A 26547-nucleotide genomic window follows, 5' to 3' on the forward strand; every position below is an offset into this window, starting at 1 on the left:
TCCTCGATAAGACGATAAGGCTGGTGACGTCATCATGTCCGACGTGTCTCTCTCGCTCCTGATATTCGGCCTCACATACCTCCTCATTATCACGGAACGTATCCACAAGACCATTATCGCCCTCTTCGGCGCCGCCCTCATGATCGCCTTGGGTATCGTCACCCAGGAGGAGGCCTTCTACTCCCATGAGTTCGGTGTGGATTATAACGTGATTTTTCTCCTCATCGGCATGATGGTGATCGTGAATATCGTCCGTGAAACAGGATTGTTTGAAGTCTTGGCCATCTGGACGGCCCAACGATCCGATGCACAGCCGTTTCGCATGCTCCTGCTGCTCGCGGTCATCACGGCGCTGTTGTCGGCCACATTGGACAACGTGACGACCGTGCTGTTGATGGCGCCGGTCACCCTCTCTATTACGAAGCGGCTCGATCTCAATCCCGTGACCTTTCTTCTGGTCGAGGCGATGGCCTCGAACATCGGCGGGACGGCCACCCTGGTCGGCGATCCGCCAAACATGATGATCGCCAGCAAGGCGGGATTCGGCTATCTGGATTTTCTCGTCAGGTTGGGTCCGATCGCCGTCGTCATCCTGACCGTATTTCTTGGAAGCCTGTGGTGGCTCGCCGGCCGGTCCATGCGGGTCGATTCCAGTCTCAGAGACACGGTGTTGACCTTACGCATCGAGGACGCGGTGCAGGACCGCGGCATGCTCCGGCGGTGTGTCTGGCTGTTGATCATCGTGAACACGGCGTTCTGCGCCCACGGTTGGCTCCGTTTGGAGCCGGCGACCATCGCCCTGCTTGGCGCCAGTCTGTTCATGTTGTTCGGGCACAGACGCGGATCGAGCGGGACGGCGGAAGAGTTATCCTATCTGACGGAAGTGGAATGGAAGACCATTTTTTTCTTCATCGGATTGTTCATTTTGATCGGCGCGCTGGTGAAGGTGGGCGTCATCCGGCGGGCCGCTGAGCTATTGGTTGCCTATACGAGCGACAATCCAGCCGGGACAACGATAGCGATCTTGTGGGGATCGGCGCTGCTTTCGGCCGTGGTCGACAATATTCCGTACGTCGCGGCGATGAATCCGTTGATCGTGGACCTGGCGCGGTCACGCCACCCGTCCCTGATCGATCAGCCCGCGCTGCTTCACCAGCCGGACATCCTGCCTCTGTGGTGGGCGCTGGCGCTCGGCGCTTGTTTGGGAGGCAATGCCACGATTATCGGCGCGAGCGCCAACGTCATCATCGTCGATCTCGCGCGGAAAGCCGGTTACGGTATTTCCTTCTGGCAATTCGCGAGGATCGGCGTTCCGGTCACCATCGGATCGATGCTCCTGAGTTCGCTCTACCTGTGGTGGCTGTTCCTGTAACGGGTCGCGTGTCCCAGCCTATCGAATGACTGCCGGACCCATTACATCATCCCGTCAGGCCGACGGGGCGATGCTCCCGCGGCCGTACAGCATCAGCCGCTCATAGGAAGTCGTGCAGTCGGGACAGTACGTGTGCGACAGAAGAATATCTTCCGCATGAACGAGGTGGCGCTTGGCATACTCGGAGATCGAGCACCACTCGTGACCCGCAACTTCGACCAGATGTTCGTCTTTCACCTTCCGACAGACTTCACAACAGAATGCAACATGGATTTCCGACATCGCAATCTCCTCCCACTTCGGTCTATGGGATCGATATCCACGGCCTCGCCGTCAGGACCCATGGGAACATGATGCCGACGACAGCAAGATCACGAGGGAGCGGACGTTTTAGACGCCCGGGTTCGGGGGGCGCAAGAGGGTATGACCGTCGCCGGATTGGCGAAACTCGGGAAGACGCTCGGTGGCCAGGCCGGTGATGTCTGGAGGATGCAACTCGAGGTAGCTGACGGGAAGCGAGAATCCTTCAAAGAGTAGGTTGCTGGGATGGTCCGACTCGAATTCGCAAGCCCAGAGCGTCAGGGTCGTGCCCAGGACCTGCATCAGCACGCAGAGACAGAGAAATGCGAAGGTCAAAACCGTGAGGAGGCGCCGCTGAGATCCACGAGTCAGAGGCATGAGGGATCCTCAAGAGTGCGGCGCAGTGTAGGGACTTCCGGTGTTTCTGTCAATGTCCTAATTGCGTTACCCTTCGACCTTGATCATGATCGATGTCGCAGCCCAATCTGGTGGAGGACCGGACGGAGCCATCGGCGACGGGTCGGGTGCGACGGGCGCGTCGATGGCTACTAGAGCCTCGGTGTTTGCAAGGGCGGGCAAAGCCATGGGCGGATCCGGTCGCGGTTCACTCGTTGCCTGCCCCGGTATGTGAGGCGTCGGATCATAGACGGGCACGATGCCGCGTGTGGCTCTGGTCGTCAGGCTTTCTCGAATGCCGCCGATCTCAGCGGAGACCCCGCGAGTGCCGACCGCCGGTCCATTCTTGCCAGGGACCGCCGTTTGAAGGTTTTTGATGCGCTGGCGAAGCAGGTGCGCCGTATCGAGGTCGGTGCTGCTGAAGACGCGGACGGTATCGGTTCCCTTGGGCGGGGCATAGTCCCAATAGAAGCCGGCTCTGTTCCCGTTCTGCAACGAGTCGGGAATCAAGACCGTGTCGCCGGCCCTCACATATCCATCGGTATAGAAGCCTGCTTTGGTGTAATCGTTGGGAAACAACAGATTCACCCCGCCGTCGGCATCCACGTCCACCACGGTCAGATAGGAATCGGCGCTGACTCTGATTTCCAGCTGCAGACTGTTCTCCGATGTGCGCGGTTTCCCAGATTTTCTGATGCGATATTTTGCCGGTTGCGTATTGGCGGCGACGACCGCAATACCGCGAGTACCGACGGAGGGCTTCGCCGGTGCCGGCGAACTGGCGACCCGTACGTCGATACGCAACTGAGAGGACGGATTGTCGAGGGTGAGCAGTTCCGAGGCGGTGGCCGAGCGCGACACGACCGTGGCCAGACCCGTCCCCCAGCTGTCGCCGTCTCCGGCGAACGTCCCGACCAATTGCAGTCCGTCGGCTGCGTACAGCTTCATTTCCTTGTCATGCGCCTGGACCAGATAGCGCGGTGACTGCTCCGGTCCGACGATCGCGACGTTGGGAATGTATTTCGTGAGAATCTCTTCGATGTGCTTCCGCTTGCTCTCGGCCGGTTCGAGAACTTGAATGGGAATCGTGTCGCCGGTCGGAGCGGGAAGAAAGGCCACGGCGCGGGCATGATCGGGAATCTTCTTGTCGGCCGGCTGGAACGTGGCTTTGGCGTCCTGACCTGCCAATTGGGTGACCGTGGCGATCGCGATGGCGCGCCCCGGGCTAAAGGCCGTGTCCCCGGGCGGGTAAATAGCCCAGGTCGATCCTGGTACGGCGCCCAGCAACAGTCCATTGACCAACGTCATCGATCCGGATTCGGCCGACTTGATTTCGAGCCAAGCCAACCGCGGACCGGAGCTCCCGGCCGCCGATCCGGCTGCACCCGATGGACCCAGCAGCGGAGTTTCGAGCAGGTCCGGCGGCGCTTCCAGTTGCGGCTCGGGCATCGAAGCACGGCCAAAGTGCAACTGAATGCGTTTGAGTTCCGTCTCCACTCCGCGAAAGACTTCCCGCGGAGATGCGGAAGACGGCGATGAGCGGAGACTCCGGGAGAGCGCATAGGAAAAGAAGCCGTGGTACCGGCCTTCCACTGGGCCGTCGAGTGCCTCCTGATGCGATGCGGCCCCCGTCATGAGCACATAGCGGGCCGGCAGCGCCTGAATTCCGCCTCTGGTCCGCACATCCGAGGATCCGGGAGCGGGCCGATAGAGGTCGAGTCTGGTGTCCTGAGGTATAGACCTGGTCCGGATATCCAGCGAGCGCGTGGCCGTTCCTGAATGGCAGGAATCGAGCACGATGAACGCACGGGCCGTCGGCAGCCGTTTGAAAATGGCTTCCAGTTCGTCGTCCGTGATGTCGGGAATCGTGCCGGTTCGTCCGTCCTGTGGTACGAGGGTTTCGTCGAGGTTATCTTCCGGCTCGTCGCCGTTGAGATCGGCCACCTGCGAACCATGTCCTGAATAGTGGATATACACCGTATCCTGGGGACCGGTTTCGCCGACGAACTGATTGAGCGCCGCCAGGATGCCCGCGCGCGTGGCCTGTTCATCCGTCAGGGTGCGGATGTGATTTTCCGGAAATCCCCATCGGGTGATGAGGACTTGCTTCATCGTGTCGATATCATTCAGGGAACCCTGCAGCTTAGGCACGGCCCGGTATTTGTTGATGCCGATCAACAGTGCGCGCTTCGTTCCGCCCGTTCCTCCGGTGGATTGGCCGACGGCCTGATCGTGAAGCGGGCCGGCCCACAGCAATAGGAGGGCGATCAGGATGACGCGGGTGCAGGAGGGAACCTTCATCGGATCACCTTTCGGGCCTTTTCGCACGAGGCCTGTTCACGGGAACCGCCCATCGCGAAACTCGTCTGACCGCTCGTCGTGCGCACAGGTGAAGTGGTTCACGGGGTCACGGCATCGGCGTGCGCGATGATGCCGTTTTGCGACCGGAGAATGTTCAGGATCTGACGGGACATTGCGGCATCCGCCGCCTTTACCTCGAGCACATACGTACCCTCGGCGTTTGGCCCGTCGACGATGCGCCCATGGATCCGTACGACCACGTCTCTGATCTGTGCTCCGGTCGCGTGATCGTGGAAACGGACGGTGAATCGCGCGGCGGGGCTGTCGACCGATCTGGTGCTGATCGGGTGCCGATCGGATGGCATCGTTACCCACAGCAGCAGTCCGGACTGCACGGCGAGCAGAACAGCCGCCAAAGACGGCACCCACGGAACATCGAAGAGCGGACGGAGCCAGCGATCAAAGGAGGTCAGGCGTTGGTCATCGCGACCAGCGTCCCGGCCGGCCGGCCGGATCTCCGCTGCGACTTTGGAAAACACGGCTTTGGCCAGTGCAGGGTTCGGCCCCGGCTGGGCGGCGTACGTTTCATGAATGCTCCGCCCCAAGTCGGCCCATTCACTCAATTCCCTCCGGCATTCGAGGCAGGACTCCAAATGTCGCGCGACGCGCTGGCGGTCTTCTTCCCCGAGCGTCTCGTTCGCGTACCAGGGAAGCAGGGCCGCTTCCTGGTGTACCCCGGCCGGTAGAGTTTCTGGTTCGTTCATACGATGGGTGCCTTCTGGTTCAGCCTATCCAGCGCCCGCTTGAGATGCTGTTTAGCGTAGAAGACGCGTGTCTTGACGGTATTGGACGGGATGCTCAACAGTGTCGCGATCTCATGGTAGGGCAGTTCCTCATAGAACACCAGGCGCAGAACCTCCTGGTGTTCGCGTGACAGTGTGGCCAGGGCTTGTTTCGTGAGGGATTCGACCTGTTTTCGATGAATGCCTTCCAACGGGCCGTCGCAGGAACTTGGGAGATCAGCGGCGCTGTCCAGGTCGACTTCGCGTTGTCGGCGTCCGGTGCGCCGCAGGGCGTCGAGCGACTTGTGCCGCGCGATGCCGAAGATCCACGTGGAGAGGCGTGACGTGCCGGAAAAGGTTCCGGCACCCCGCCAAATGGCCATCATGGTTTCCCCGACCACGTCCTCGGCAACCGTCTGGTCGTTGACGAGGGTGTACACATATTGATAGAGGCGTTTTTCATACAGACGATAGAGACGTTCAAAGGCCGTCTGCTCGCCGGCTACCACGGCACCAAGGAGGTCACTGTCAGAATCCTCACGGTCGTGAGTCGTGTCCATGGCCAAGGGAGTTCAATCTGAAGGATATCGGCGCTGATCGCTCCTGCTGTAGCACAGAAGCCTGAGTGCCCTCAATAGGCCTTAAGTTGACCCACCGGGGAGTCGGAGACTACAATCCCCATGAACCATCCGCCGAATCCGACGACTGACGGGTAGACGGCGAGGAATTCTTGTGACGAACAGTCAGCCATCGCTCCAACAATCCTCCTTTCGACGCTTCGAGCTTTCGACGCTTCTGGGTTTTCTCCTCCTGTCATCCTGCGCCGCAGCGCCGTTCTTGATCCCGGCAGGAATCGAGTTTGCCAGGAATCTGCTGATGACCAGCAACAAGAATTACGGCAGCAAGTATTCTGAGGACATGAACCGGCTGATGATGCGACTCAGTACGCCGTATGTGGCGATGGGATTACCGATGGGGACGCCGCAGTCTGCGCTCATCCCGCCGGCCATGCAGCAACCGGGTATGAATCAAATGGTGGGGCAGGGGATGCCGGGGCAGCCGGGCATGGATCCCTACGCGCAAGCCGGTCAGATGCAGGGCATGCAGAATCCAGGTTATGCTCAGGGCTCCTACGGCCAACAACCTGGAATGGGCTACGGCATGCAGGGATCCCAATTCGGTGGACAGCCGGGCGCTTACGATCCCAACAATCCCTATGCCTATCCCGGGACCAACGTACAGGCGCCTGCCTATGGGATGAATCAGGCTTACGGCGGGCAGCAATACGGCGGACAGCCACAGTATGGGCAGATGGGGGGAGGACTGCCTCAGTCCGGTTACCAACCTCAGCCCAGCTTGCCGCTGCAGCCGGGATATCCGGCCACGGCTCCCGGCGCCACGGCGCCGGCCTATCCTCCACAGGGCAATCCGGGTTATCCGCCGCAGATGGGACAAGCCATGCCGCAGCATCAGCCGCAACTGTATCAGCAGCCGGCCATGGATCCGTACCAGCAGCAGTATCAACAGCAGCCTATGGCGGGAATGCAAGGGTATGCTCAGCCAGGCATGACGGGACAAGGGCAGGTCTATCAGCAGCCGGTCATGGATCCGTATCAACAACAGTATCAGCAACAGCCCATGGCGGGGATGCAGGGCGGCTATAACCAGCAGACGATGCCGGGACAGCCGTATCAGCAGTACCAACAGCCCTATCAGCAACAGCCGATGCAGAACTACCAGCAGCAGCAGCTTTATCAACAGCCGGTCGCGGCGCAGCCGTATGGTTATGGCGGCCAACCGGCTGGAATGGGATATGGTGGACAAGTCTACCCGCGATCCGTCGCGGGACCTGCCGAACCGGTCGCGTTGGACGTGGCCTTGGTCCGTCAGGTCCCCACGCCGTCCGGCAAAGGCAAGCACGTGGTCATGATGCAGGACGGGGAGACGCTCAAAGGGGGGCCGAACGGCGATCGTTTTAAGTTGATCGTGCGGACGAATTGCGAATGCTTCGTCTATGTCATCTCAATCGACGGATCCGGCTGGGCTCAACCGGTCTTTCCACTGGATAACGGCAGCGTGGCCAATCCGCTCAAGCCAGAAGTCGAACAGGCATTTCCGGAGGGACAATATTGGTTCACGTTGGATCAATATAAGGGGGTGGAAACGTTCTTCCTGGTGGCTTCCCCGGCGCGACGGACCGATATCGAGGAGAGTCTGGCTCACCTGGCCGGCCAGCAACGGCCCACGGGTCAGGCCGCGGCCAAAGTCGAGGAGCCGGCGGTCATTCCCAACGGATTCGGAAAGACCGAAGCGGCCAAAGCCACGATGGTCAAGGATGAGTCGCAACAGCCCGTGCAGGTGACCCCGCTTTCATACGTGGCGACGAAGCCGGGCGAAGACGTGCGGGTGACGCGCTGGTTCAACCACCAATAGATCGGATTGGTGCGAGGCAGACGGACATGACGCGACGACTATGCGGTCTCATCGCTTCGATGAGTCTGACCGTTCTCGCGGCCGGAGTGTGGCCCGGTTTCGGGCCCGGCATTCCAGGCAGCCTGGCGCAAGTGTTCCCGCCCCGGTCCAACACTCAGTCCGTTCCGGCACCGCCGCAGGGACAGGGGGGACAGCCCGGGGGCGCTCAGGCTCCGGTGCCGCAGGCTCAACCACCGCACATGCAGATGCCGGCTAGCAACATGCCGGGACAGTATCAACCGCCTCCGCCGCCCGCTCCGCTGCAGAAAACCGTCCCCTTCACGACGCTGTTGGGCGGCGATCTGTCCAAGTCTTACGTCCAGCTGACTAACCTGCGTGGCCAGATGGATTCGAATTTTGTCATCGGGCGGAGTCTCGCCGGACGATTCACTCTTCCGCCGTACATTCACGATGCCTCGAATGCGGCTAAAGTCTACATCCTGACCAACGGGTTATCGAATCCGCCCATCGTGAAGCCCGAAGGAAACGAACTTCACCTCGAATTTCATTTTCCTGCGCTTCAGCTCAAGACGTATTACAAGGACTATTCACCCGAAGGGGATCAGGCCGTAGGGGATACGGTCGGTGAAGGCATCATTATCGACGTGTTTCTCATCCCCGTCACGAATCACCAAGGCTATCCGACGTACCAGTCGGCGCGGACCGCGTTCCGCGGCCAGCTGAAGTCGCAGGACAAGTGCGTGTTTTGGTTCGACGTCATCTTTCCGATCAACATTTGCGATGTGTCTAAAAAGTATCTGGCCACCCTCGGCTCCGCCATCGAAAACGGCATGCGAGAGGCCCTGTTGCATCCCCAAACCAGAACTCAATTCGATCAGGTGGTGTGGCAGTCCTTGCGGACCGACCTTCTCATGCAGGCCGGGGTCAATCCCATGAGTCCTGCACAGATCATGGTGCTTGAAGGTGCGTTTCGTGGGACCGATTACGTCGTCAAGTACCTGCCGCGGTAGCCTCCTGAACCATTCTTCGCTCCCAATGCATCAACGTTTCTCCCGCGAGGCCGTGACGCGATTGGCGCCGTTCTCTTAGGCCTATTTCCTCCGTGCGATCGGGTCACCGGCCGGGTCTTGATAGCGGACCTCGAATGAATTGATCTTGCCATTGAACTTGAACGGCGCCCGGTCGAAATATGCCAGCGAGACGGGGGAATAACTGTCCATGCCCACGTCGAATGCGTCGTTGGCCGTAAAGCCGAGCGGCGCATTGCGCGGCACGCGGCCGGTTGCCAGTTCCTGTCCGTTGATTCGGATCGTCACGTCCATGGTCTTGACATGACCGGTGCCGGCAGCGCGCGAGTCCACCTCGATCGTTGCTTTGCCGAACGAGACGGGAATGGCCGCCTCAATCCGCGTCCGTTCAAGCTCAAACAAGTTATATTCGTAGATGAGTTTGCCGTCTTGGATCCAAAGCGCCAGCCCTCCTGAGAATCCGCCGAGCGCATACAGGACACCCGCCGAATCCAACTTGAGGTCCACATCGATCGTGACTCGGTTGCTCCGTGCCCCGAGCTTGGGTGCGGCGAACTCCGGCACCATGGTGACGTCTTGCGTGTAGTGGAACTCGGTCGCGGGATTCTGCGGCGCGTATTCCGGATGGAAGACCGCCGACCACAGTCCCCCGCCGATCGGATAGACCTTGTTGGCCCGCGCGGCTCCATCGAACGCCTTCTTGAGTTCGGCGAGCTTCTTTGGCTGCTGCTTGGCGAGATCGCGTGCCTGCGAATAGTCGCTGCGGAGGTCATAGAGTTCCCAGGTATCCGTATCCGGAGACCACTTGAGAATGCTGGGATCGATCCCGGGCACCCATGGAATGCGCGGCCCGAACGCCGAGGCGATGAACCCATCCTGATACAAGCCGCGACTTCCCATGACCTCGAAATACTGGCTCTTCTTTCGTTCCGGTGCGGCCGCAGCGGCAAACGCGTATTTCATGCTGATGCCGTCCAGGGGATCCTGTGACACCCCGTCCACCGCTTGTGGAGCTTTGATGCCGATGACGTCATAGATGGTCGGCACGATATCGTTGACATGGTGGAACTGGGTGCGCGGTGCCTTGTCTGGCGTGATGGACTTCGGCCATGAAACGGCCAGCGGCGTCCGCGAGCCGCCGAAATGCGAGGCGATGAGTTTGGTGCCTTGGTGCGGGGTCGATCCCGCCCACGCCCAGCCGGCATGGTACATATTGTCAGTCTTCGGGCCTCCCAGCGCGTCCAGACCGCCCAACTCATTCAGCGCACGGATATGGTCCTCAATTTCCGTGGCGATGCCGTTCTGTGCCAATAACTCACTGATGGTGCCGTGCTGCCCCTCGGCGCTGGAACCGTTGTCCCCCCACACATAGAAAATGAGGGTGTTGTCACGAATGCCGAGATGATCCAATTCATCCAGCAGCCGGCCGGCCTGCGTATCGGCATGCTCGACATAGCCGGCGAACACCTCCATCAGTCGACGCTGAAACGGCTTCTCTTCCTCCGGGATATCCGTCCAGCCGGCGAGGGTCGGGGGCCGCGGGGTGAGTTCCGTATTGGCCGGAATCCAGCCGAGCTCCTTCTGCCTTGCGAAGATGCGGTCACGCATCGCATCCCACCCGTCATCGAACTTCCCTTTGTACTTGTCGGCCCACTCCTTGAAGATGTGATGCGGACCATGGGCGGCACCGGGCGCCCAGTACATGAGAAACGGCCGCTCCGGCGTCAAGGCGCGCTCCTGGCGCATCCACTTGATTGCCTTGCCCGTCATGTCCTCGGTGAAGTGATAACCGTGGCGGTTCGACGATCCTGCGAGGCGCACCGTGTTTTCGACCACGGCCGGCTCCCACTGCGAAGACTCACCGGCAAGAAAGCCATAAAAGTAGTCGAAGCCCACGAGCCGGCCGGTCGGCCAACGGTCATAGGGCCCGACCGAACTGGTTTGGCTTGCCGGCGTGTTGTGCCATTTGCCGAAGGCGGAGGTCGCATAGCCATAGGAGCCGAGCACCTTGGCGACCGACGCGGTGGTGGGCGGCCACATGCCGGTATATCCGTCCCAATCATTGGCAAGCTCGGCGATCTGACCGAAGGCCACGCGATGATGATTGCGGCCGGTCAAGAGGGAGGCGCGCGTCGGCGAGCACATGGCCGCATTGTGAAAGCGATTGAATGAAATGCCCGCGCTCGCCACACGTGTCAGCGTCGAAGAGGTGATATCGCCGCCGTACGTGTTTGGCAGCGCCGGTCCGACGTCATCGAGCATGATAACGAGAATATTCGGCGCGTCTTTAGGCAGCCGCTGCGCCTGGGCTCGCGGCTTGTACATGGACTGCTCGATCGTGCGGCCGGCCGTACTGCCGGACGGAACCGGTGGGAACGGCAGTCTCTCCTGCGCGAGCGCCGATGCGGACGCGGAAGCAACCGCCAACATCGCGACGGTGATCATGATTCGATTCATGTCGGTCTCCCCTCAACCATGCGGTCGATCTCGATTGTCGGCTGGAATGCGTGTTGAGCTACGAGAAGAGTCTTGCATTCACCAACCAACTCTCCTCGATGACATGCTGTAGGCAAGGCTATCTAAGTATAGGTTTCGTGGTGATCAGGCGGTGGGAGTATATACGGAATGGGCGCTCGAATCCCACTGTTGCAAGTGACCGGATGGTCCGGCCACCGCTGGTGTGGCAACGGCCGTCCAATCCCGTGAGGACGTCATAGACCGATCATGATCAACTCGAACTTGGCGTTGTAGCCGATCGATGGAGCGGCGTTGGGATCACTGATGCGCGTGGAAATAGTGGACGATCCCGGACCGACGGCCAGATAGAACCCGCTGACTGTTTGGATCGTATACGAGCAGTTGGGTGGTTGCTCGACGATCTTGAATTTTTCCCATGCCTGAACTTGGTGTGCATCCGTATGGAGGTTGTCGCCGCTCGCGAGCCCTCCACCATTCACGGCCGTCACATAATTTCCACTGGAGGTCTGCAAAGCGTATGTCCCGTCGTTCTGCTTGATCAATTTGAATCTTGATCCCACTTGCAACCCGCTAAAGGCCGTCATGGCCTGACTCGTCCGTCCACCTCCACCCAGTGCCGTGAGATAGCTGACAAAATCCCCCTTGCCAGGGACCATGCCGGTTCCGGTCGGCCGGATGGCATATTGATAGCCCGATCCCAGATCGCCGCATTTTAGGAAATAATAATACTCCCAGGTTGAAGCTTTCGTCGCATCGGTATGGAAAGCATCGTTCGCCTTTCCGCCGCCTCCGAGGGCGGTGAGAAAGTGCCCATCGTAGGTTTTCATGGTATAGGTGCCAGCCGCGCTCGGGCCGTCCACTCGAAAGAGCGCAATATCCGACTGAGGCGTTTGCAATTCCGTTTGCACGGGTTGCGTGGCGTTGGGCGGTCCACCAAGCCCGCCCACGGCGCTCACGTAGTATCCGCCGCTCGTCTGAATTGTCGTGAAATCTGGTTGAACAGACGCCAGCCTGAACCTCTGATTCGGTCCGAGTACTGAAGGCACGGTGATGACGGCATCGATACTATGGTGTCCCCCGTCCCGCGCAGTAAAGGGAGTGCTCTGCAAGTACGACCGGATGGCAAACTCTCCCGGAAGGGTGCCGAACGCAGGCGGGTTCGGCGGCACGCTCGGAGTCATCTGTTTGAACTCGAGACCAGGTTGCAGAACTCTGGGAGCCAACCCACGCTCTTGCACGTCTCCGGCCGGCGGTTCGTTCGGGAGTGCGATGGGCGGCGTCGCTTCCACCGTCGGACTTGGCTCATTAATCACCGGGGGTGGGTCGTCGGCGAAATTCACTGCCACGGTCAGCCCAGAGGCGACAGTCGCCCATGCGACAGCCATGCATAATTGTCGTAATCTCGAAGGGGTTTGATGAAATCGCATGGCAGTTCCTCCTTCATCTCATAAGTCACGGCCCGGACGCGTTCATGCCTCAATGGGTAGTCGCAAGGGATTCGTATGAAAGGCTCATCGACTACGGCGTGGTGCCATCCGTCGGATCAAACGGACTCGGTTGCACAATTTCAGGTTCTTCTACTTGGTCTTTCTCAACCCCCCGGCTCATCACGGCCATGTTGGTGCCGGTCATCGCTCCCGTCGCTGCCACAAGACCTGACGAGACCTGGCAGGTGAATTCACGCGACGTACCGGGTGGGAGTAGGCCAAAAAAACTGGCGGTATTGCCAGAAATAGGTAGGGACTGCACCTGTGAGCCATTCGCCGTCGTGGTTCTCATCGTGAATCCGGTGAGTTGGGGCGGTCCAAACTTTGTCGCGGTTTGGTTCTTATCGAGGACGCACATGACGGTTTGCGTCTGACCGGGTTCGCACACGGCGCCTTCTTCGACACCGACGACGTTGAGCGGACCCACGACATTTCCTCCGCTGGGGTTGAAACAGGCGACCACCATCGTTCCGCGTGCGGAGCTACCGCTCCAGCGCAGGCGGGTGTTACCCGTCAGTGCGGCATCATTCATTCCCATCTTCTGGAGAATCCATCCGCGGAAATTATAGACATCCGTGAACGTGGCTTCACCGGTTGGGGTCTTACAATCGCTTACCGTCCCTTGCGAGGCAATCCCCCGGACTGTCGCCCGGCCGTACTCGACCGTGACGAATCCTGATCCGCTGTCGCCTTCACACAACGATGCATTGGCTGCCGCCGCAGTGATATAGAACTTCGGCGCGAAACTGTCCGGCCCGATAGGTGCTCGGAAAATGGCGAACTGTCCCGCCGGTGTATTGAGGTTGTGACTGAAGTTGGCCACGGTTCCCACGACCCCTTGGCGGCGCGAATCTCTTGGCAAACCGACGGTCTGAAGATAGGGGGTAATCGAGAAGGGCTGAGTCACTCTAATCAGCGCGATGTCGTTGAGTTGATCTGAGCTGCTCGATGAATACTGCTCATGGCTGTAGATTCCGCCTGAGCCGGAACCCGCCTGGCGAGTCTCTGATCGGCTCTGCCCGGTGTATGGATCGGTCCGGGTGTAGGTGACGGTGGCGCCGCTGATCTGCACGCAATGCGCAGCGGTCAAGACCCAGCGTGGATCGAGGAGGACGCCTTTGCAGGTGAGTCTCGACTGGACACTCACGACCCAGGGATACCTGTAGTCGGGTTCGAATTTTCCTCCCGTAGGCGGCAACACGATCGGCGTTGGGGCGCTCGGTGCCGTTGGCTGAGCCGTTTTTGACGGTACTCTCCCCGTATCAAGCTGTGCCCGGCTCACCGCGCGTTCTTGGACCGCGTTCGGATCACCCGCCGATGGACTTGAAGAAGACGGCTGCCCAACGCAGCCGCTCGCAAGGCCGGTGATCACGATCACCGCGGATAGATACGATTCGATGCTCCGGTTCCTGCGCGGAATCGAGATCATGTTAGGCCTCCTTCTCCAACCAGTTGTATTAAGCCGACGCATGGCAATCTCCTGGATGAGGGTTCTGCTCCTCTCAGAATTGATCAAACGGCATCAGCGCGCGGATGATCGTGTATGTGATCTCAGCTTCGCAACCGCCGCCAGGACTTGGGCGTCCAGGCGGCCCGCCCGTCTCTTCCTTCAAGAAAAAGTGATACTTGGTGGTCGGTCCCGGCAGCAAGGCTTTGCCCGACTGCTCTATAGGAGGGGTGTAATCGCCGAGAGGATCGCGCTCGTCAAAGTACACAGACGGCTCCATGAGATTGGCCCGCGTACTGATCTCCTTGCGGGTCCAAGAGAACTGGGTGATCCCTCTTGCTTCGCCACGACCGAGTTTGAACTTTTGCTCATGGATCTGACGGTCAGGCGAACGCCACTTGAACGTGATGTCGCTTTTCCCAACGGTATCGCATCGGTCAACCATGTAGAATCTCAAATCCGTGACAAAGACGTCATAGAGCGGGGTGATCGTGAACTCCTTGTTGATCCCGGTTACTTGCCCATTGGGGACCAGTTCCCTCACAGTAATAACGAGCTTCATCGCCCGTGGCTCCCCATTCCCTTCAACATCGCGGTACGAGAGGGTCAGGCCGCTGGTGGAACTATAGGTTCGTTTCAGGATCTGCGATCGAAACGGAGAGCTATAGAAGACTTCGACCTCGATGGGCACCGTCACCGGCAGGTTAGGGGGAATGCGGAGGTTCACGGAGATGCTCTTCGAGGTGACCCGCATCGCGTTGCGGATCGCTGTTAAACTTGGCGTCGGCGCGCTAAACTTCGGATCGGCCAGTTGAAGCGTGCCCCCCGGCTTCACAAGCCCCGGCAGAAGTCCTCGTTCCTGAATGTCGGCACCCTCCGCCGGCGGAGGCGACTCTTCGGATATCGTGGGGGCGGTGTCCGGGCTCGCCGGTTCTTCGGCGAAGGCACAGAGCGGTAGCCAGAATACGATCGCCCATGTCAGGGTCAGGGCACAAATGGCGTCACGATACGGAACTGATTTCGTCATACACACCTCCCAAGTGCCTGAGCGTCTCACGGTCCCAGACCGACAGGAGCAGATCAGCATGCCATGCGTCGGCGCGTCGTTTGACGCCCCGAACACCATGTCACTCACCCAGAACGCAAGCCGGATGATCAGGGCTTCTTGCCGCCACCTTCTCCCTGCGCAGCCAATTCCTTGACCCAATCAGGAACGGGAGTGGGCTCCCCAGCGGTGTCTTCCGCTTTCGAGGTTTCCTCCACGCCGCGCCGTTGAACACCGGCCATTCCCGCCTGACTCATCGCATTGCCGGACATGCCCGGCATGACTCTCGTTCCCGCCGGTTTCCGGCAGTTGATGACTTGATTGGTCGAATTATCGACGGTGCAGCAGAGCATCGTGTCTCCGCCACAAAAGAGCACGTGCGTATACGGCTTGTTGCCCATGAGGTCTTGTTGCATTTGATCGTTGCAGGACGCGCCGAAATTGGTATTGAGGTCTTTGGTCGTGCAACTTTCCGGCGTGCTCTTTTTGGGCTTGGCAAATACCCCGGACGGCAATACGATGCCGAGGACCAATAGGCCGGTGGCGACGGAGAGAATCAGGCGATGGTGTTTCATAACGCTCCTTATCGATGGTGAGGATCGAATGGATTCGCCGAGTTCGTTTCGTTCATGACGGATGACCTGTGTCCAATGGATCTCCGGTATCGCGCTCACCTCCTTGGTGAGTTACTGGATAATAGCCGGCGATGCCAGGCCGAAGACGACCAGTTGGAATTTTTCATTGGCGGACGGCGCCCCGTCGCGACGCGTGGTCAGTAAGGTGACGCCGGATGAATCCTTGAATATCCCGGAAAAGAAACCGCTCGAAGTCTGAATCGCATAGGTGCAATTGCCTTGATCGATGATCCGGAATTTCTCCCATGCCTGAACCTGCGTAGCGTCGGTGTGGAAAATGGGAGCGGAGCCGCCGACGCAAGGACCTCCGAAAAGCCCCCCACAGTCCGGCGTGTAATATTTCCTATCGTATTTCTCGACCTGCCCGCCGCCGCCGAGGGCGGTGAGGTAGGTCCGGCCATTCGCGGTTTGCAGGGCGTACGTGCCATCGCTCTGGCGGAACAGCTTGAATTTCATTTCCGCTTCGGCCGGCCTCGCGCTCAGGCCGAATCCCGGTTTTCCTTCCCAATTGTTGGAAGCCAAGAATTCTCCGTCTGCCGCCATGATCGCGTATTCATAGCCGGACCCAGGATCGCCGCACTTCACGATCCTAAACTGCTCCCAAGCTTGGATCTGTTTGGCGTCAGTGTGCAACGCATCTTGATACTTCCCTCCGGCGCCGACAGCCGTGAGAAAGTTTCCTTTGATCGTCCCGATACCATAATAGGTAGGAGGATGGCCGCTCATGTACACCAGCCGGAAACGTTCCCAATCCCTGGGTTGAGTGGCATCGGTATGGATCGCGTTTGCGGTCATGCCACCACCGTTCACGGCAGTCACATAGTTGCCGTTTGCTGTTTGAAAGGTCTTGTCGTAAGGCGAAGGCGGGGACGCGATGGCAAACTTGAATTTCTCCCATGCGCCGGCCGACGTGGCGCCTGTAATGACGGTGGGATCGCCGATCCGTCCTCCGCCGTTGATCGCGGTGAGGTAATAGCCTTTGGATGTCCTGAAGGCAAACTCACCTGGGTACGTACTGGTCAGACCAGTGGACAGCGTGCCAAGGACGGCGGTCTTGCCCTCCAGCACGGCGGGATTGAGCCGGGTTATTCCGCGTTCCTGAACCTCACCGGTCTCTGCGGGCACCTCGGTAATCGCGGGCTGTTCGTCTGGTATGACGGGAACGTCCATCTGTGAAATGCTCGCCTGTCCGCGCTCCTTGGGGACCGGTTCGGCAGTGGCGCAGCCGAACGCGAGCAGACAGGCACCGTACAATAACCTGGTCACGAGCGATCTGGTGTTCATTCCCTCTCCTCCTCTCACGCCGACGAAATCCATTCGTTAGACCGAGTTGCTCCCGGTCGCTTCCTCCGAATACGCTCCGAATCATTACCGTCTCTGCATCGGCGTGCACTCGCAACTTGTACTGCCGGAAGGACACGAGCCCTGACAAAATGGAGTCAACAATTGGCATTCCTGCTGGTTATGGCATTCGCATTTCGTGAATGTGAGAGGCACCTGATAGCTGCATAGATTCGGTGGCAGGGGAGGCATAGCGCCGCGGCTCATCGGGGTGAATTCACAATGGCTGCTGCCCGGAGGGCACGAGTTGGGAAACAAGGCCGTGAGCGCCTGGCATTCCGTCTGGCTGAAACATTTGCACTGCGTGAGCATCCAGGTCTCCTGATGGCAGAGTTGAGCGGGTGGTTCGGACGGAGGGAGCGGCTGCTTCCGTTGGAAATCCTTCTTGAATTGTCCGAAGTCGCCCTTCCCAAGGCCTCGCTCTTGCACATCATCGGGCGCCCCCTCTGTCGTCGATGGCGGAGGACTGATCTCCAGCTGTTGCGAGGGGGCCGACACTTCTTCTTGCCTTGGCGAGATCGGAGTGACGGGCTCATCCGCCCCTTGTGCTACCGCGCCGGCGAATAATGTCATCGGTATCGCCATGACCAGAAGGTTACGCATTAGTCTCCGAGCAATTTGAGCATTCATCATCACTTATTCGTTTCCTCCTGGGGTGGCGCAGTCGACTCCTCACCCTCGACGCCCCGCCGCATGATCGGAGCGTTCATCCCGGCTTTTGGGACAGGGGTTGTTCGCGGAGGAGGATTTGTCGGCGCGACCTGAAGCTGGCCCCCGTGAACTGCGCCCATATTGGCTTTTGGATTCTTGGGAGTCTGAAAGCTCTCGATTTGCTCACAATCTTTTCCGCCCTGCGCATTGGGAGCGCAGCACATGTAGTCTCCGCTACCGTTGCACTCGACCCACTGTCCAGGCTTATTCAGACAATGGAAGGCTCCGTCAGGAACACCCCCTTTGCATTTATCTGGATTTTTTATGGGTTCCGCTTTGGCCGGTATGGTGTGACTCAGGCACATATACATCAGAAGCATCGCCACACCGCCGCATCGGATCCAGCATCTGCTCATCATACGCACCGTCCTCTCTGGCCTTTGGCCTGTTGAAATCTTCGGTTCTCTGGAAAACAATCAGGTCCCCTCATGATTTGCGGTTTCACTCCTAGACTGGGAGCCAGCCAAGATTTATCTCTCACAGTCCCAGCCCACAGATGTCACCTGCCTTCCTTCTCCGAAGATAGAGGTTTCTCAATCTCGACCCCGCGACGCTGCAGCACCGGCGCATTTGACTTAGGGAGAACAGAGGGGCGGACGTTTCCTAATTGAGGCTTTTCCTCGAAACAACCGCCGGCGCAGCCGACGGGTCCTTGCGAGGGAACACACCCATGCACTGCGCTAAATACACACTGTCCCGCGGGGCTAACACACGCGCATACAGGTGACTCTCCAGGAGCGCCCGTCCCTTGTCGAATGGCGCGCTCTTGCACGTCTCCGGGACCAGTCATGGGGCCCTTTTCTTCTCGCGGCACCGGCGCCGTCTCTTGCGCGCCAGTATCTTTCTCCGCCTCACGGTCCCTGGCAGGGGATGGAGTCTGGGAGGGAAGCTCGCCCGCCAACAGCCGCGGAGCGAGCGGCACACTCACAAGACCACCAGTCAATAAAGCCGTGGTTATTATTGAGATCGTGATCGATCGCACGGCGATCCTCCTAGGCTGGAGAGTAACCACTGGATCTAAAGAAGTTCCGCGTTCTCGAATCTCGCCTGTAGTGGGGGGCGGAGCATCCTGCTCGGGCGTAAAGGGGACTGACTCCGTGGTCTGAGCTATACTCGTTGGTTGTTCGGCCGTTGCCACTCCTGCGAGAGCGATAAGAACCAAGAAGATTCCTGCAGCGATCAAAGTTGAGAAGCTATGAAGTCTCGGTTGCATGGACATCTCGTTTTCTGATGAGGCGTTCGTCCTCTCTTTTCCTGCCAGACCCGGTTGCCCATTAGTCGAACGAAAGACACGATAGGTTCATGACGTGTGCGCAGGCGATGTTTACTTAGACTCAGGCCCTGTTCCGGATGGATTAGCCATCCCGCCATCCGGCTGCTCACCCTCGACTCCGCGACGCTGAATCGTTCCGGCCGGCGCGGGCACTCGACTGGGGGGAGGAGTTTTCGGCTGCAGCTGCGGCAGCTCCCCTAGACTCTGAGCGGCGGAAGTACACGTCGGCAACGGGTAATTCGGCAAGCATTTCTGGCAATTGGCCAATTTCCCTGGGGTGAATGTTTTCCCCCCATCCACGGTGAACCTACAGTCCTTGCCATTCGACATGCAGTTTGTCGTCATTGCCCAAGTCAGCTCCTTCGCGCTGCCACTGGAAGCCGTACAGGAACACTTGCAATGGGTAGTACTGAACTCCGGAGGGAGTGCGACACTGACCGCTGCCGTTCCCACCAGCATGGTGAGGCCCAGGGTCCCGACCACGAACACTTTCACGATCGCTCTCATCGCTCTCCTCCTTGTGATTCTTGGTTCTATTGCGGTTGATACTCGCCTTTCTCTATGACCTCTTTCATTCACATGACGCTCTTTTAGCCGTTATGCGAGCATGCAGATCACTTCCCATCCTTCACACGGGCTATCAGATCCTTCAATCCTTTTACATCCAGGGCTCCTGGCACGAGTTCCGTCCCGACAATGAAACCTGGCGTACCCGAAATACCGAGTTCCCGCGCCAAGGCACGGTTCCGGTCGATCACCGTCTGCCATTCCGGGTTAGCCATATCGGTATCGAGACGCTTGGCATCCAAACCAACCTCGCCGGCCACGCGCAGCAATTCATCCCTCGTCATCTCATTCTTAGTGGCCAGCAGCGCTTCGTGAAAGGCCTGATGCTTTCCCTGCGCATTGGCGGAGAGGGCGGCTTTCGCGGCCAGTTCGGACGGTTCACCTAAGATGGGGAAGTCCTTGTACACCACCCGCACGCTTGGGTCTTCTTTCTGGAGTTGGGTCACGGCACCGGCGGCTCGCTTGCAAAATCCGCAACGATAGTCAAAGAATTCGATGAGCGTGACCTGACCGTTGGGATTGCCGCTTACAGGCGAACTGGCATCATGCAGGAGTTCCTTCTGCCGATTGGCGAGGGCCACCTTTTGCCGCGCTCGCTCTGCGGTCTCTCGCTTGGTTTCCAATTCTTGGAGCGACTGCTCGATCACTTCCGGATGCGCGCGAATGTATTGTTCGATTGCCTTGTCGAGCGTCTGTTGAGAGGCAGGGTTGGGTACAGCGGATGAATCGTTCAAGGAGGTACATCCGGTGACTGCGACTGCAAGCAATAGCAATGTGAGACGGCAAAACGGCGATACCTGTGCGCACACTTGTGTCATGGATGAAGCTCCTGTTGTGTAGATGGATCGGCGACCGTTGGAATAGGACATTGTACGTCTGACGTAGTCGTGGACAACCGCGCAAACCTGCTCAGCATGGTCCGGGGGCGTGCGGTCGATGGACGCGCATCGTCGCAATCGGGATTCTCGTCCGGCTGCTGCGGCCGTATCGTGCCGCTCAGTGCATCTTCCGTGTACGGTGGGGCTGGAGAGGCGGGTGAAAGATTCTGCAATGACGATTGCGGCGCATCAACCCTCTGCTCTGCCGCATGCGCGACGGATGGACCCACCGCGAGCCCGACGGTCATCATGACCACCAACAGCCCTTGCATCAATCCCTCCGTTTTCTGATCCGGCGATTCCGATCGCATCTGTGCGGTCAGTCGAATGGGCGATCCGGAAGGTTCAACGGAAAAAGACGAGTGGGGAAGGAGATGGACTGGGGGGTCGTCGGACCGTCTGACTCTCAAGGCATCCCTCCATGCCGCCGAGCCGCTCGACCGGTCGAACAACGAGCGCTGTACGTAATCGGGGAGTGCAGGATATGCGAGAACGACTCGTCCGGTCAATCACGGAATGGCAAATACCAGCTATTTTTCAAAGTGGCGAGAGGGCTGGTCACCGGTAACGAGCAGTCGGCACATAAGTGCCATTTTTCTCTGCAGATGATGGTCTCTCAGCGGTGTGGTTCTGCCGGGGGCTTGTGTCGGCTACAAGGAATTGGCGGCAGGAACCCGGCTTTAGGCTCGGACAGTCACATGTTGAGAAGTTCCTCGTTTCGGTGGAGCCCCCAACGTCATCCAGCGCACGTGCATAAATGGCCAGATGGTCCTGGAAAAGCGTTGTGACCGGCACGAAACGGTTACATGTCTACCTAAAACAGCGGCGATTCGATCCGCCGCCGCTACTCTCAGAATCGTCCGACCGCCTTCTGTGCCAGTGCCTTTAACTTGTCTTCATCACCCGCCGTTTCATGGAGCGACAGTTTGACTGTGGCGCTACCTTTTTTGATGAAAATATCTACATAGTCGAGTCCGTGCATTCCACGATTCATGAACGCGTCATCGCCAAGTCCCTTTAACTGGACCGGCTTTTTGGCTAACTTGCGGGCGCGATCGATGCCGCTGGCTGGAAACACCCAGATTTCAAAAGCATCCTTCCCGTTCGCAAACTCATAGTTGCACCAGGCTGCTTCGCCCTCCTGGCCGCTCTTGGGCGCCTCTTTCAATTTGCCGATAATTTGTTCCACCTCGGCAATTGTAACGATCTTGCAGGGCTCGATTGCAGGAGGTGCGGCAAGCACCAATGAACTGACCCAGATGCCCATCATGAAGACAGATACAACAAAAATGCTCAAGTAATGAACCACGCGAATCATGCGGCCTCCTCTCATGGCTGTTTTCCTTCCTATTGGGTTGATTGAGAGTCTGATGATGGGAGAGTTTCCCTGGCTTTGCGATCACGTTGAACTTCCAGCCCCCTCCTATCGACATACTGGACATGAAAGCCGTTCAGCCTGGTCTCCAAGGAGGTGTTTCATGTGGATCATCACCGTGTCGCTCGCTTTATTAGTCATCCTGGCTATTGCTTCCGCGTTAGTGAAGCCCAGGGAAGCGGAGTAAGTCCGGCCAGAATTCATTTCGCTATCTTCTCCATCGGTTCATCCGTCGACCGTGTAACGACACCGAATGAAGGTTGGGGTGGACGAGGACTGGGCGAAGGAGCCACCATTGGAGCCGAAACCGGTGAACCGTCGCCCATGCGATCCTCAACGACCGGCTGAGATTGCTTGCCTAGAAAATTGGTCACGATCACGTGCAACGTTCCGGGATTCATGTCGCGACACTCATCGTCCTTGGAAGGTGTCGCCGGCGATGTCTCATCGCAAGTTTGAACCGGTCTCGGCGAGGTGGATGGTCGCACTGAAGTCTGCTTGGTCCCGCCAGAGTGGGGAGCGAATGGCGCCGGCTGCGGCCCCAACCGTAAGAGTCCTCCGTTCGGGAGCAGGAAGCGGCTGGGTGCGAGAACGGGAGAGGTGCCGCGCGCGCGCACGTCACTTGTCTGCGCAATCGCATAGCGCGCCCGGCCGTCGGGCTCCAGGAGCAGCAACAGCTGACCGTTTTGCGACTCGGATGGCAGCCAGAGAAGCGCTGTTCCCGTAATGCTGCCATCGTAGACGGCCGGGTTGGAGGCCACGGTGAAACTCGGAGGGCCGCCATCCGGTTGGATGAGTTGCAGTTGATCGTGCTCGTCCACCACTGCGTATTCCCCGGCCGGCACCGTCACCGTGCCTTTCTTGGTTGCGACGAACCGTGCTTGGCTGTCGAGAATCAGGGTCGGAGGAACGGCCGGCTCCGCCTCTCCTTCGACGCCGCGCGGAACGACGCCGAATGCGCGCTGGGGCGACGGGGTAGGTGCTGGCTGGGTCGCAGTCTTCTGCGTGGTGGACGGCACATCGATTTTGACCACCGTCCTCTGCGGCAAGCCACCGAGCTGAATCTGAAAGTTTGAGTTGGGGTAGGGAATTGGAACCGGGCTCGAAGGGGGCGGGGTCTTCACTACCAGAGGACTGGTCGAGATGGCGTTCTGTGTTCTAGTCGATCCCGTATTCAACGGCTGCACCTGGGGCATGGCCGGCTTGGTTTGAGGAATCGGCGTTCCGGAGACGACGGACCCGCTCGTCCGAGGGGTTTGCTGGAGTGGAGGCACCTTTAAAGACGGAGGTGTACCCGAAGGGACGGATTCGGTCGGTGGATAGACCTCCTGGCGATCGTCAGGGAAGATGATCGTGATGGTGCCGTCGGGATAAATGCGAATACGTGTCTTGTCCGGAAGCTGGACTTCCGCAGCCTTGCTTCCCGAGTCGGGGTGCCCTTGGTTTGGCAGGAGGGTTGAGAGCGAGGCCCCGGAAGGGAATATGGTCGTCGAATGGCCGATGGCTCCGACACCGTTGGTGTAGATCACCGTCCCATCCGGCAGTGTCGTCACGGTATCCCCAGATGGAGAAATGAGTGTATTCGTTCCATCGGGTTGCGTGACGGATTGTCCCATTCCGTTCGGACGCTCCGTCACCCGGCCGGTCGTCGGAAGCGAGATGCGTAGGTTAACCTCGAGGCCGATCGTGATCTTGGTGCCATCTGGCAGTCGATTCGTCGCCCCTCCGTCGGGGTTCGTCGTGATCGTGCCGCCGCGGGGCAGTTGCGTATGCGTCGTTCCATCGGGATAGACCGTGTAGGTCACCCCTTCCGGCAATCTCGTAATCAACGTCCCATCCGGCTTTTTCGTCACGGTGGACCCGCCCGGCAGTTGCGACCGGATGGATCCGTCAGCGAGTTTGGTTTTGATGATCGTCGTTGCGGAGGCTTCCGGCAGAAGCCCGTTCCATGTTTGGCAGGCCAGTAGGATGATCATGAGTGACAGGCGGGAGAGTGCATGAATCAGTCTAGATGGTGGGAATAGATGCATCATGGCCTCCGTGGGACCCGTCATTTTGGCTGCTCCGCCGATTCGTCGGCGGCTTCCACTCCGCGAGGGATCACGAATGCTCCGGGTGGCGGAGAAGATGCGGCGCCGCTGCCCGGCCCGTCCAGATTACGTTGCGTACCCAACGGCTGCCCGCCATTCCCTGGTTGAGGCGTGCTCAACGTCGATCCGGGCGGCGGTCCTGTCATGGTCGTGCCGGAGGGGCTTCCCGGAATGACGACCGCACCCGTCTGGTTCGGTACGGGCACTGAAGCGCCAGTCAGAGGCTTGACCGGAGGAGGAGCCGACGTGAACGAATCGGAGGCAGCTGGAAGCTCGAGCGTGATCTCCTGCTTCGTCAACGCGACGGCAAGATCGGTGGTCCCTCGCTGCCCCGACGCGTAGATACTGAATGACATCTGCCAGCGCAGATCGGTATTGACCGGCACGTCGACGTACGGGTCGATGGTCGCACGCGGAGTCGGGTTAGGGTTCGGTCCGGAAATTCTGAGGTCGGCCACCTGATCGATGACGATTCTCGCCTCCAGTGCGGAATGCTGCAGATCCTTCCCTGAGGATTGTCCGGCGATCTCACCAACCACCCGAACCCGCATCTTCTCTGCTGCCCTTGCCCCAGGTTTGGAGATGCGCAACGTAGATTGCGCGTTGAATTGCTGTCGCCAGCTTCCTGATCCCTTGTCTTGAGGCGGTCCGGAAAAACGGAGGCCGAGAACCTGTTTCTCGTTCTGCGACAAGGGGACGGACAACCGGATCAATGTCCCGTAGCCGCGCATGGCACCTTGGGGAGTCCCTGGTGAGCCGGCTCGTGTGCGTATGTCCAGCGGCTCACTGTCATCGATGCGGGCGTATCGCTGGTCGATATTGGACAGCCAGCGCATCGCATAGCCATATTTACCGGTACCTAAGAATCCCTTGTCCTGAACTGGTTCCCTATCAAGGGCGTCTCGCCACACGATGGTGGCACCGTTCCAGTATCCTATGGCAGGGTTGGACCGCTCGCCTCTTACCGTCGATCCTGCCATGGAATAGGCAGCGGGAGTGGCATACTGCTGCGGCACCTGGAACTCAACGGCAGCGGCCAGACAGACGACAAGACCGGTCCAGATGACAACGGACAAACAGACAAACATACGGAGCAAACGGGGAAGCCGCGCAGTCTGCCGCGACGGTGGAAGCGTCATGGTGTTTTGCCCTCCGGTCGAAAAGAATGATCCGCCGGTTGACCGTCCTCGGTTTCGTCGGGGCCTTCGACGCCGCGCATACGAATCATTCCCGAGGACGAACTCGATCCTTGTGACGGAGGGGCGGTGACGGCCGGTGGACGGACCATCGGGGCGGCGCTTCCCTGCGGCGCGGCCTGTACGGCCGATGACGGTAAGGGAACCGTCTGCGGGATGGGGGATGCTTGCTTCTTGGATTGTGTCGGTTGGGTCAAAAATAATTTGAATTGTACGGGGAAACTCCAGGGACCCGGCACCGCTTTGCCGCTGGCCCGCGCACGGATCTCCCAACGTCCCGCATTTCCCCGCGTGACTGCCTGGTCCACCTGGTAGCCCTGAAGCAATTTCGACGTCTCCACGGCAAAAACATTCGGGACGTTGGATTGGTTGGCGGGCGCATCGAGCCACCTGAATTCCAGTTCCGTCATCTGTGTTGCCCCGGTTTTTGGCGCATCCGCCTTGAGGAAGAGTTGGCCCTGCTGCACGAGGGCATTCCGTACGGGATTGGTAATCGTGAACATGTCGTCGGTCGGGCCCAGGACCCCTGGGATCCGTTTAGTCCCCGCAACCGGCGAATTCACTCGAAGATATTGCGCATGCAATCGTTGCCGATCGGCAGGGGCAATCATGTTCTCGGTTTTGGGAAAGTTGAGTGTCTGCAACTCCGGAACGACGACCCGCAAGTCCTCCGGGATCGATACACCGACGATGCGACAGCTGGCTGCCTCGGGCTGCAACCACGGATCTTGTTTGCAGCGCCCGGTCCAGAACATGAAAATGCGGCCGCCCGGCGCTCGGACGGGAATGAACGGTTCGTATCCTGTCATGGCGATTGACTCGGATGCATTCGGCTTTTGGGGGTCGGTCTCGGAGGGACTCCATGAGGCTTCCAACCGGTATTGAAGCTGAGCGCCGGGCTTTTGTGGGCTGGTGCAGATCCCGTCGAACGAGTACTTCGCGGTTCCCTTCGGACTACTGAAAAACTGTGATTGTCCCGTGAATCGTGGTGGAGTGCATGTCGTGGGAATCGGTGGTTCGTCTGGCGTGAGCTGGAGTTCTTTGCCCAAAGGGAAAGAACGAATCGGGGATCCGACCATGCCGGCCAAGAAAACGGCCATGCCGATGGCGACGAATCTTCGCCGAGATGACGACCGAAAACGCATGGTCATGCCTCCTTCCGATATGCGGACTCATCTGTGCTCATGACCATTTCCTTCTGAGCAGTGTGGATCAGTCATGGCCTCTTGTCCGTCTCGATGGGCTGATCCGAAGTCTCATGGCGTTCCGTGCCGGGTCCCAATCGTCTGTCCGATGGAGAAGTTTCTGAAGGTCTGCGCGGCGTGTCGGTCGCCATCGCCTGAATCGGCAAGAACGTCATCGTTGGGAGGAGTATCGCGAGGAGCATCTGCATGGACTGGATGGCGCGACGA

General features: G+C 59.1%; 19 protein-coding genes. 3 read left to right on the forward strand and 16 right to left on the reverse strand.

Annotated elements, in window-relative coordinates; genetic code table 11:
• The first annotated feature begins 34 nt into the window (after window positions 1-34).
• Window positions 35-1372 (forward strand): ArsB/NhaD family transporter, encoded by a 1338-nt coding sequence (locus NSJP_RS13775; RefSeq protein WP_080887448.1) that lies wholly within the window; start codon window positions 35-37, stop codon window positions 1370-1372.
• Between the two features lie 54 nt (window positions 1373-1426).
• Here NSJP_RS13775 and NSJP_RS13780 read toward each other — a convergent pair whose 3' ends face one another.
• The 5 genes from NSJP_RS13780 to NSJP_RS13800 form a co-directional block, all read right to left on the reverse strand.
• Window positions 1427-1654, reverse strand: coding sequence for a hypothetical protein (locus tag NSJP_RS13780; protein WP_080887449.1), 228 nt, complete (start codon window positions 1652-1654; stop codon window positions 1427-1429).
• Between the two features lie 108 nt (window positions 1655-1762).
• Window positions 1763-2050 carry a hypothetical protein gene (locus NSJP_RS13785; protein ID WP_080887450.1) on the reverse strand — a complete coding sequence of 96 codons (288 nt, stop codon included), beginning with the start codon at window positions 2048-2050 and terminating at the stop codon, window positions 1763-1765.
• 66 nt (window positions 2051-2116) lie between these two features.
• Complete coding sequence (locus tag NSJP_RS13790) at window positions 2117-4369, reverse strand: caspase family protein (RefSeq protein WP_155970215.1); 2253 nt, start codon at window positions 4367-4369, stop codon at window positions 2117-2119.
• A 98-nt stretch (window positions 4370-4467) separates the two neighbouring features.
• On the reverse strand, window positions 4468-5133 hold the full coding sequence (locus NSJP_RS13795) for an anti-sigma factor (RefSeq protein ID WP_080887452.1): 666 nt from the start codon (window positions 5131-5133) through the stop codon (window positions 4468-4470).
• Window positions 5130-5711, reverse strand: a complete 582-nt coding sequence (locus NSJP_RS13800; RefSeq protein WP_080887453.1) for an RNA polymerase sigma factor — start codon at window positions 5709-5711, stop codon at window positions 5130-5132. The genes NSJP_RS13795 and NSJP_RS13800 overlap by 4 nt, the downstream gene beginning before the upstream one ends.
• A 172-nt stretch (window positions 5712-5883) precedes the next feature.
• Here NSJP_RS13800 and NSJP_RS13805 point away from each other — a divergent pair, with 172 nt between their 5' ends.
• The gene (locus tag NSJP_RS13805) at window positions 5884-7584 is read left to right on the forward strand and encodes a DUF4384 domain-containing protein (protein ID WP_080887454.1); all 1701 of its coding nucleotides are present in this window, start codon (window positions 5884-5886) and stop codon (window positions 7582-7584) included.
• Between the two features lie 26 nt (window positions 7585-7610).
• A complete protein-coding gene (locus tag NSJP_RS13810) occupies window positions 7611-8594 on the forward strand; it encodes a hypothetical protein (protein ID WP_155970217.1) in 984 nt (327 codons plus the stop codon).
• 81 nt (window positions 8595-8675) lie between these two features.
• Here NSJP_RS13810 and NSJP_RS13815 read toward each other — a convergent pair whose 3' ends face one another.
• The 11 genes from NSJP_RS13815 to NSJP_RS13880 form a co-directional block, all read right to left on the reverse strand.
• Complete coding sequence (locus NSJP_RS13815) at window positions 8676-11069, reverse strand: arylsulfatase (RefSeq protein WP_080887456.1); 2394 nt, start codon at window positions 11067-11069, stop codon at window positions 8676-8678.
• Window positions 11070-11323: 254 nt separating this feature from the next.
• Window positions 11324-12475, reverse strand: coding sequence for a fascin domain-containing protein (locus NSJP_RS13820; RefSeq protein ID WP_155970219.1), 1152 nt, complete (start codon window positions 12473-12475; stop codon window positions 11324-11326).
• Window positions 12476-12608: 133 nt separating this feature from the next.
• A complete protein-coding gene (locus tag NSJP_RS13825; protein ID WP_172834347.1) occupies window positions 12609-14006 on the reverse strand; it encodes a trypsin-like serine protease in 1398 nt (465 codons plus the stop codon).
• 73 nt (window positions 14007-14079) lie between these two features.
• Complete coding sequence (locus NSJP_RS13830) at window positions 14080-15051, reverse strand: hypothetical protein (RefSeq protein ID WP_080887459.1); 972 nt, start codon at window positions 15049-15051, stop codon at window positions 14080-14082.
• 128 nt (window positions 15052-15179) lie between these two features.
• The gene (locus NSJP_RS13835; RefSeq protein WP_080887460.1) at window positions 15180-15644 is read right to left on the reverse strand and encodes a hypothetical protein; all 465 of its coding nucleotides are present in this window, start codon (window positions 15642-15644) and stop codon (window positions 15180-15182) included.
• 111 nt (window positions 15645-15755) lie between these two features.
• Window positions 15756-16988, reverse strand: a complete 1233-nt coding sequence (locus tag NSJP_RS13840) for a fascin domain-containing protein (protein ID WP_155970221.1) — start codon at window positions 16986-16988, stop codon at window positions 15756-15758.
• A gap of 2655 nt (window positions 16989-19643) precedes the next feature.
• A complete protein-coding gene (locus NSJP_RS13860; RefSeq protein ID WP_172834348.1) occupies window positions 19644-20414 on the reverse strand; it encodes a DsbA family protein in 771 nt (256 codons plus the stop codon).
• Window positions 20415-21324: 910 nt separating this feature from the next.
• Window positions 21325-21792, reverse strand: coding sequence for a hypothetical protein (locus tag NSJP_RS13865; RefSeq protein ID WP_155970225.1), 468 nt, complete (start codon window positions 21790-21792; stop codon window positions 21325-21327).
• A gap of 257 nt (window positions 21793-22049) precedes the next feature.
• Window positions 22050-23903 carry a T-complex 10 C-terminal domain-containing protein gene (locus NSJP_RS13870; RefSeq protein ID WP_155970227.1) on the reverse strand — a complete coding sequence of 618 codons (1854 nt, stop codon included), beginning with the start codon at window positions 23901-23903 and terminating at the stop codon, window positions 22050-22052.
• Complete coding sequence (locus tag NSJP_RS13875; protein WP_080887468.1) at window positions 23900-25078, reverse strand: hypothetical protein; 1179 nt, start codon at window positions 25076-25078, stop codon at window positions 23900-23902. Before NSJP_RS13875 ends, NSJP_RS13870 begins: the two co-directional genes overlap by 4 nt.
• On the reverse strand, window positions 25075-26280 hold the full coding sequence (locus NSJP_RS13880) for a hypothetical protein (RefSeq protein WP_080887469.1): 1206 nt from the start codon (window positions 26278-26280) through the stop codon (window positions 25075-25077). Before NSJP_RS13880 ends, NSJP_RS13875 begins: the two co-directional genes overlap by 4 nt.
• Window positions 26281-26547: the final 267 nt, after the last annotated feature.

The organism is Nitrospira japonica (genome assembly GCF_900169565.1).
Classification (GTDB): domain Bacteria; phylum Nitrospirota; class Nitrospiria; order Nitrospirales; family Nitrospiraceae; genus Nitrospira_C; species Nitrospira_C japonica_A.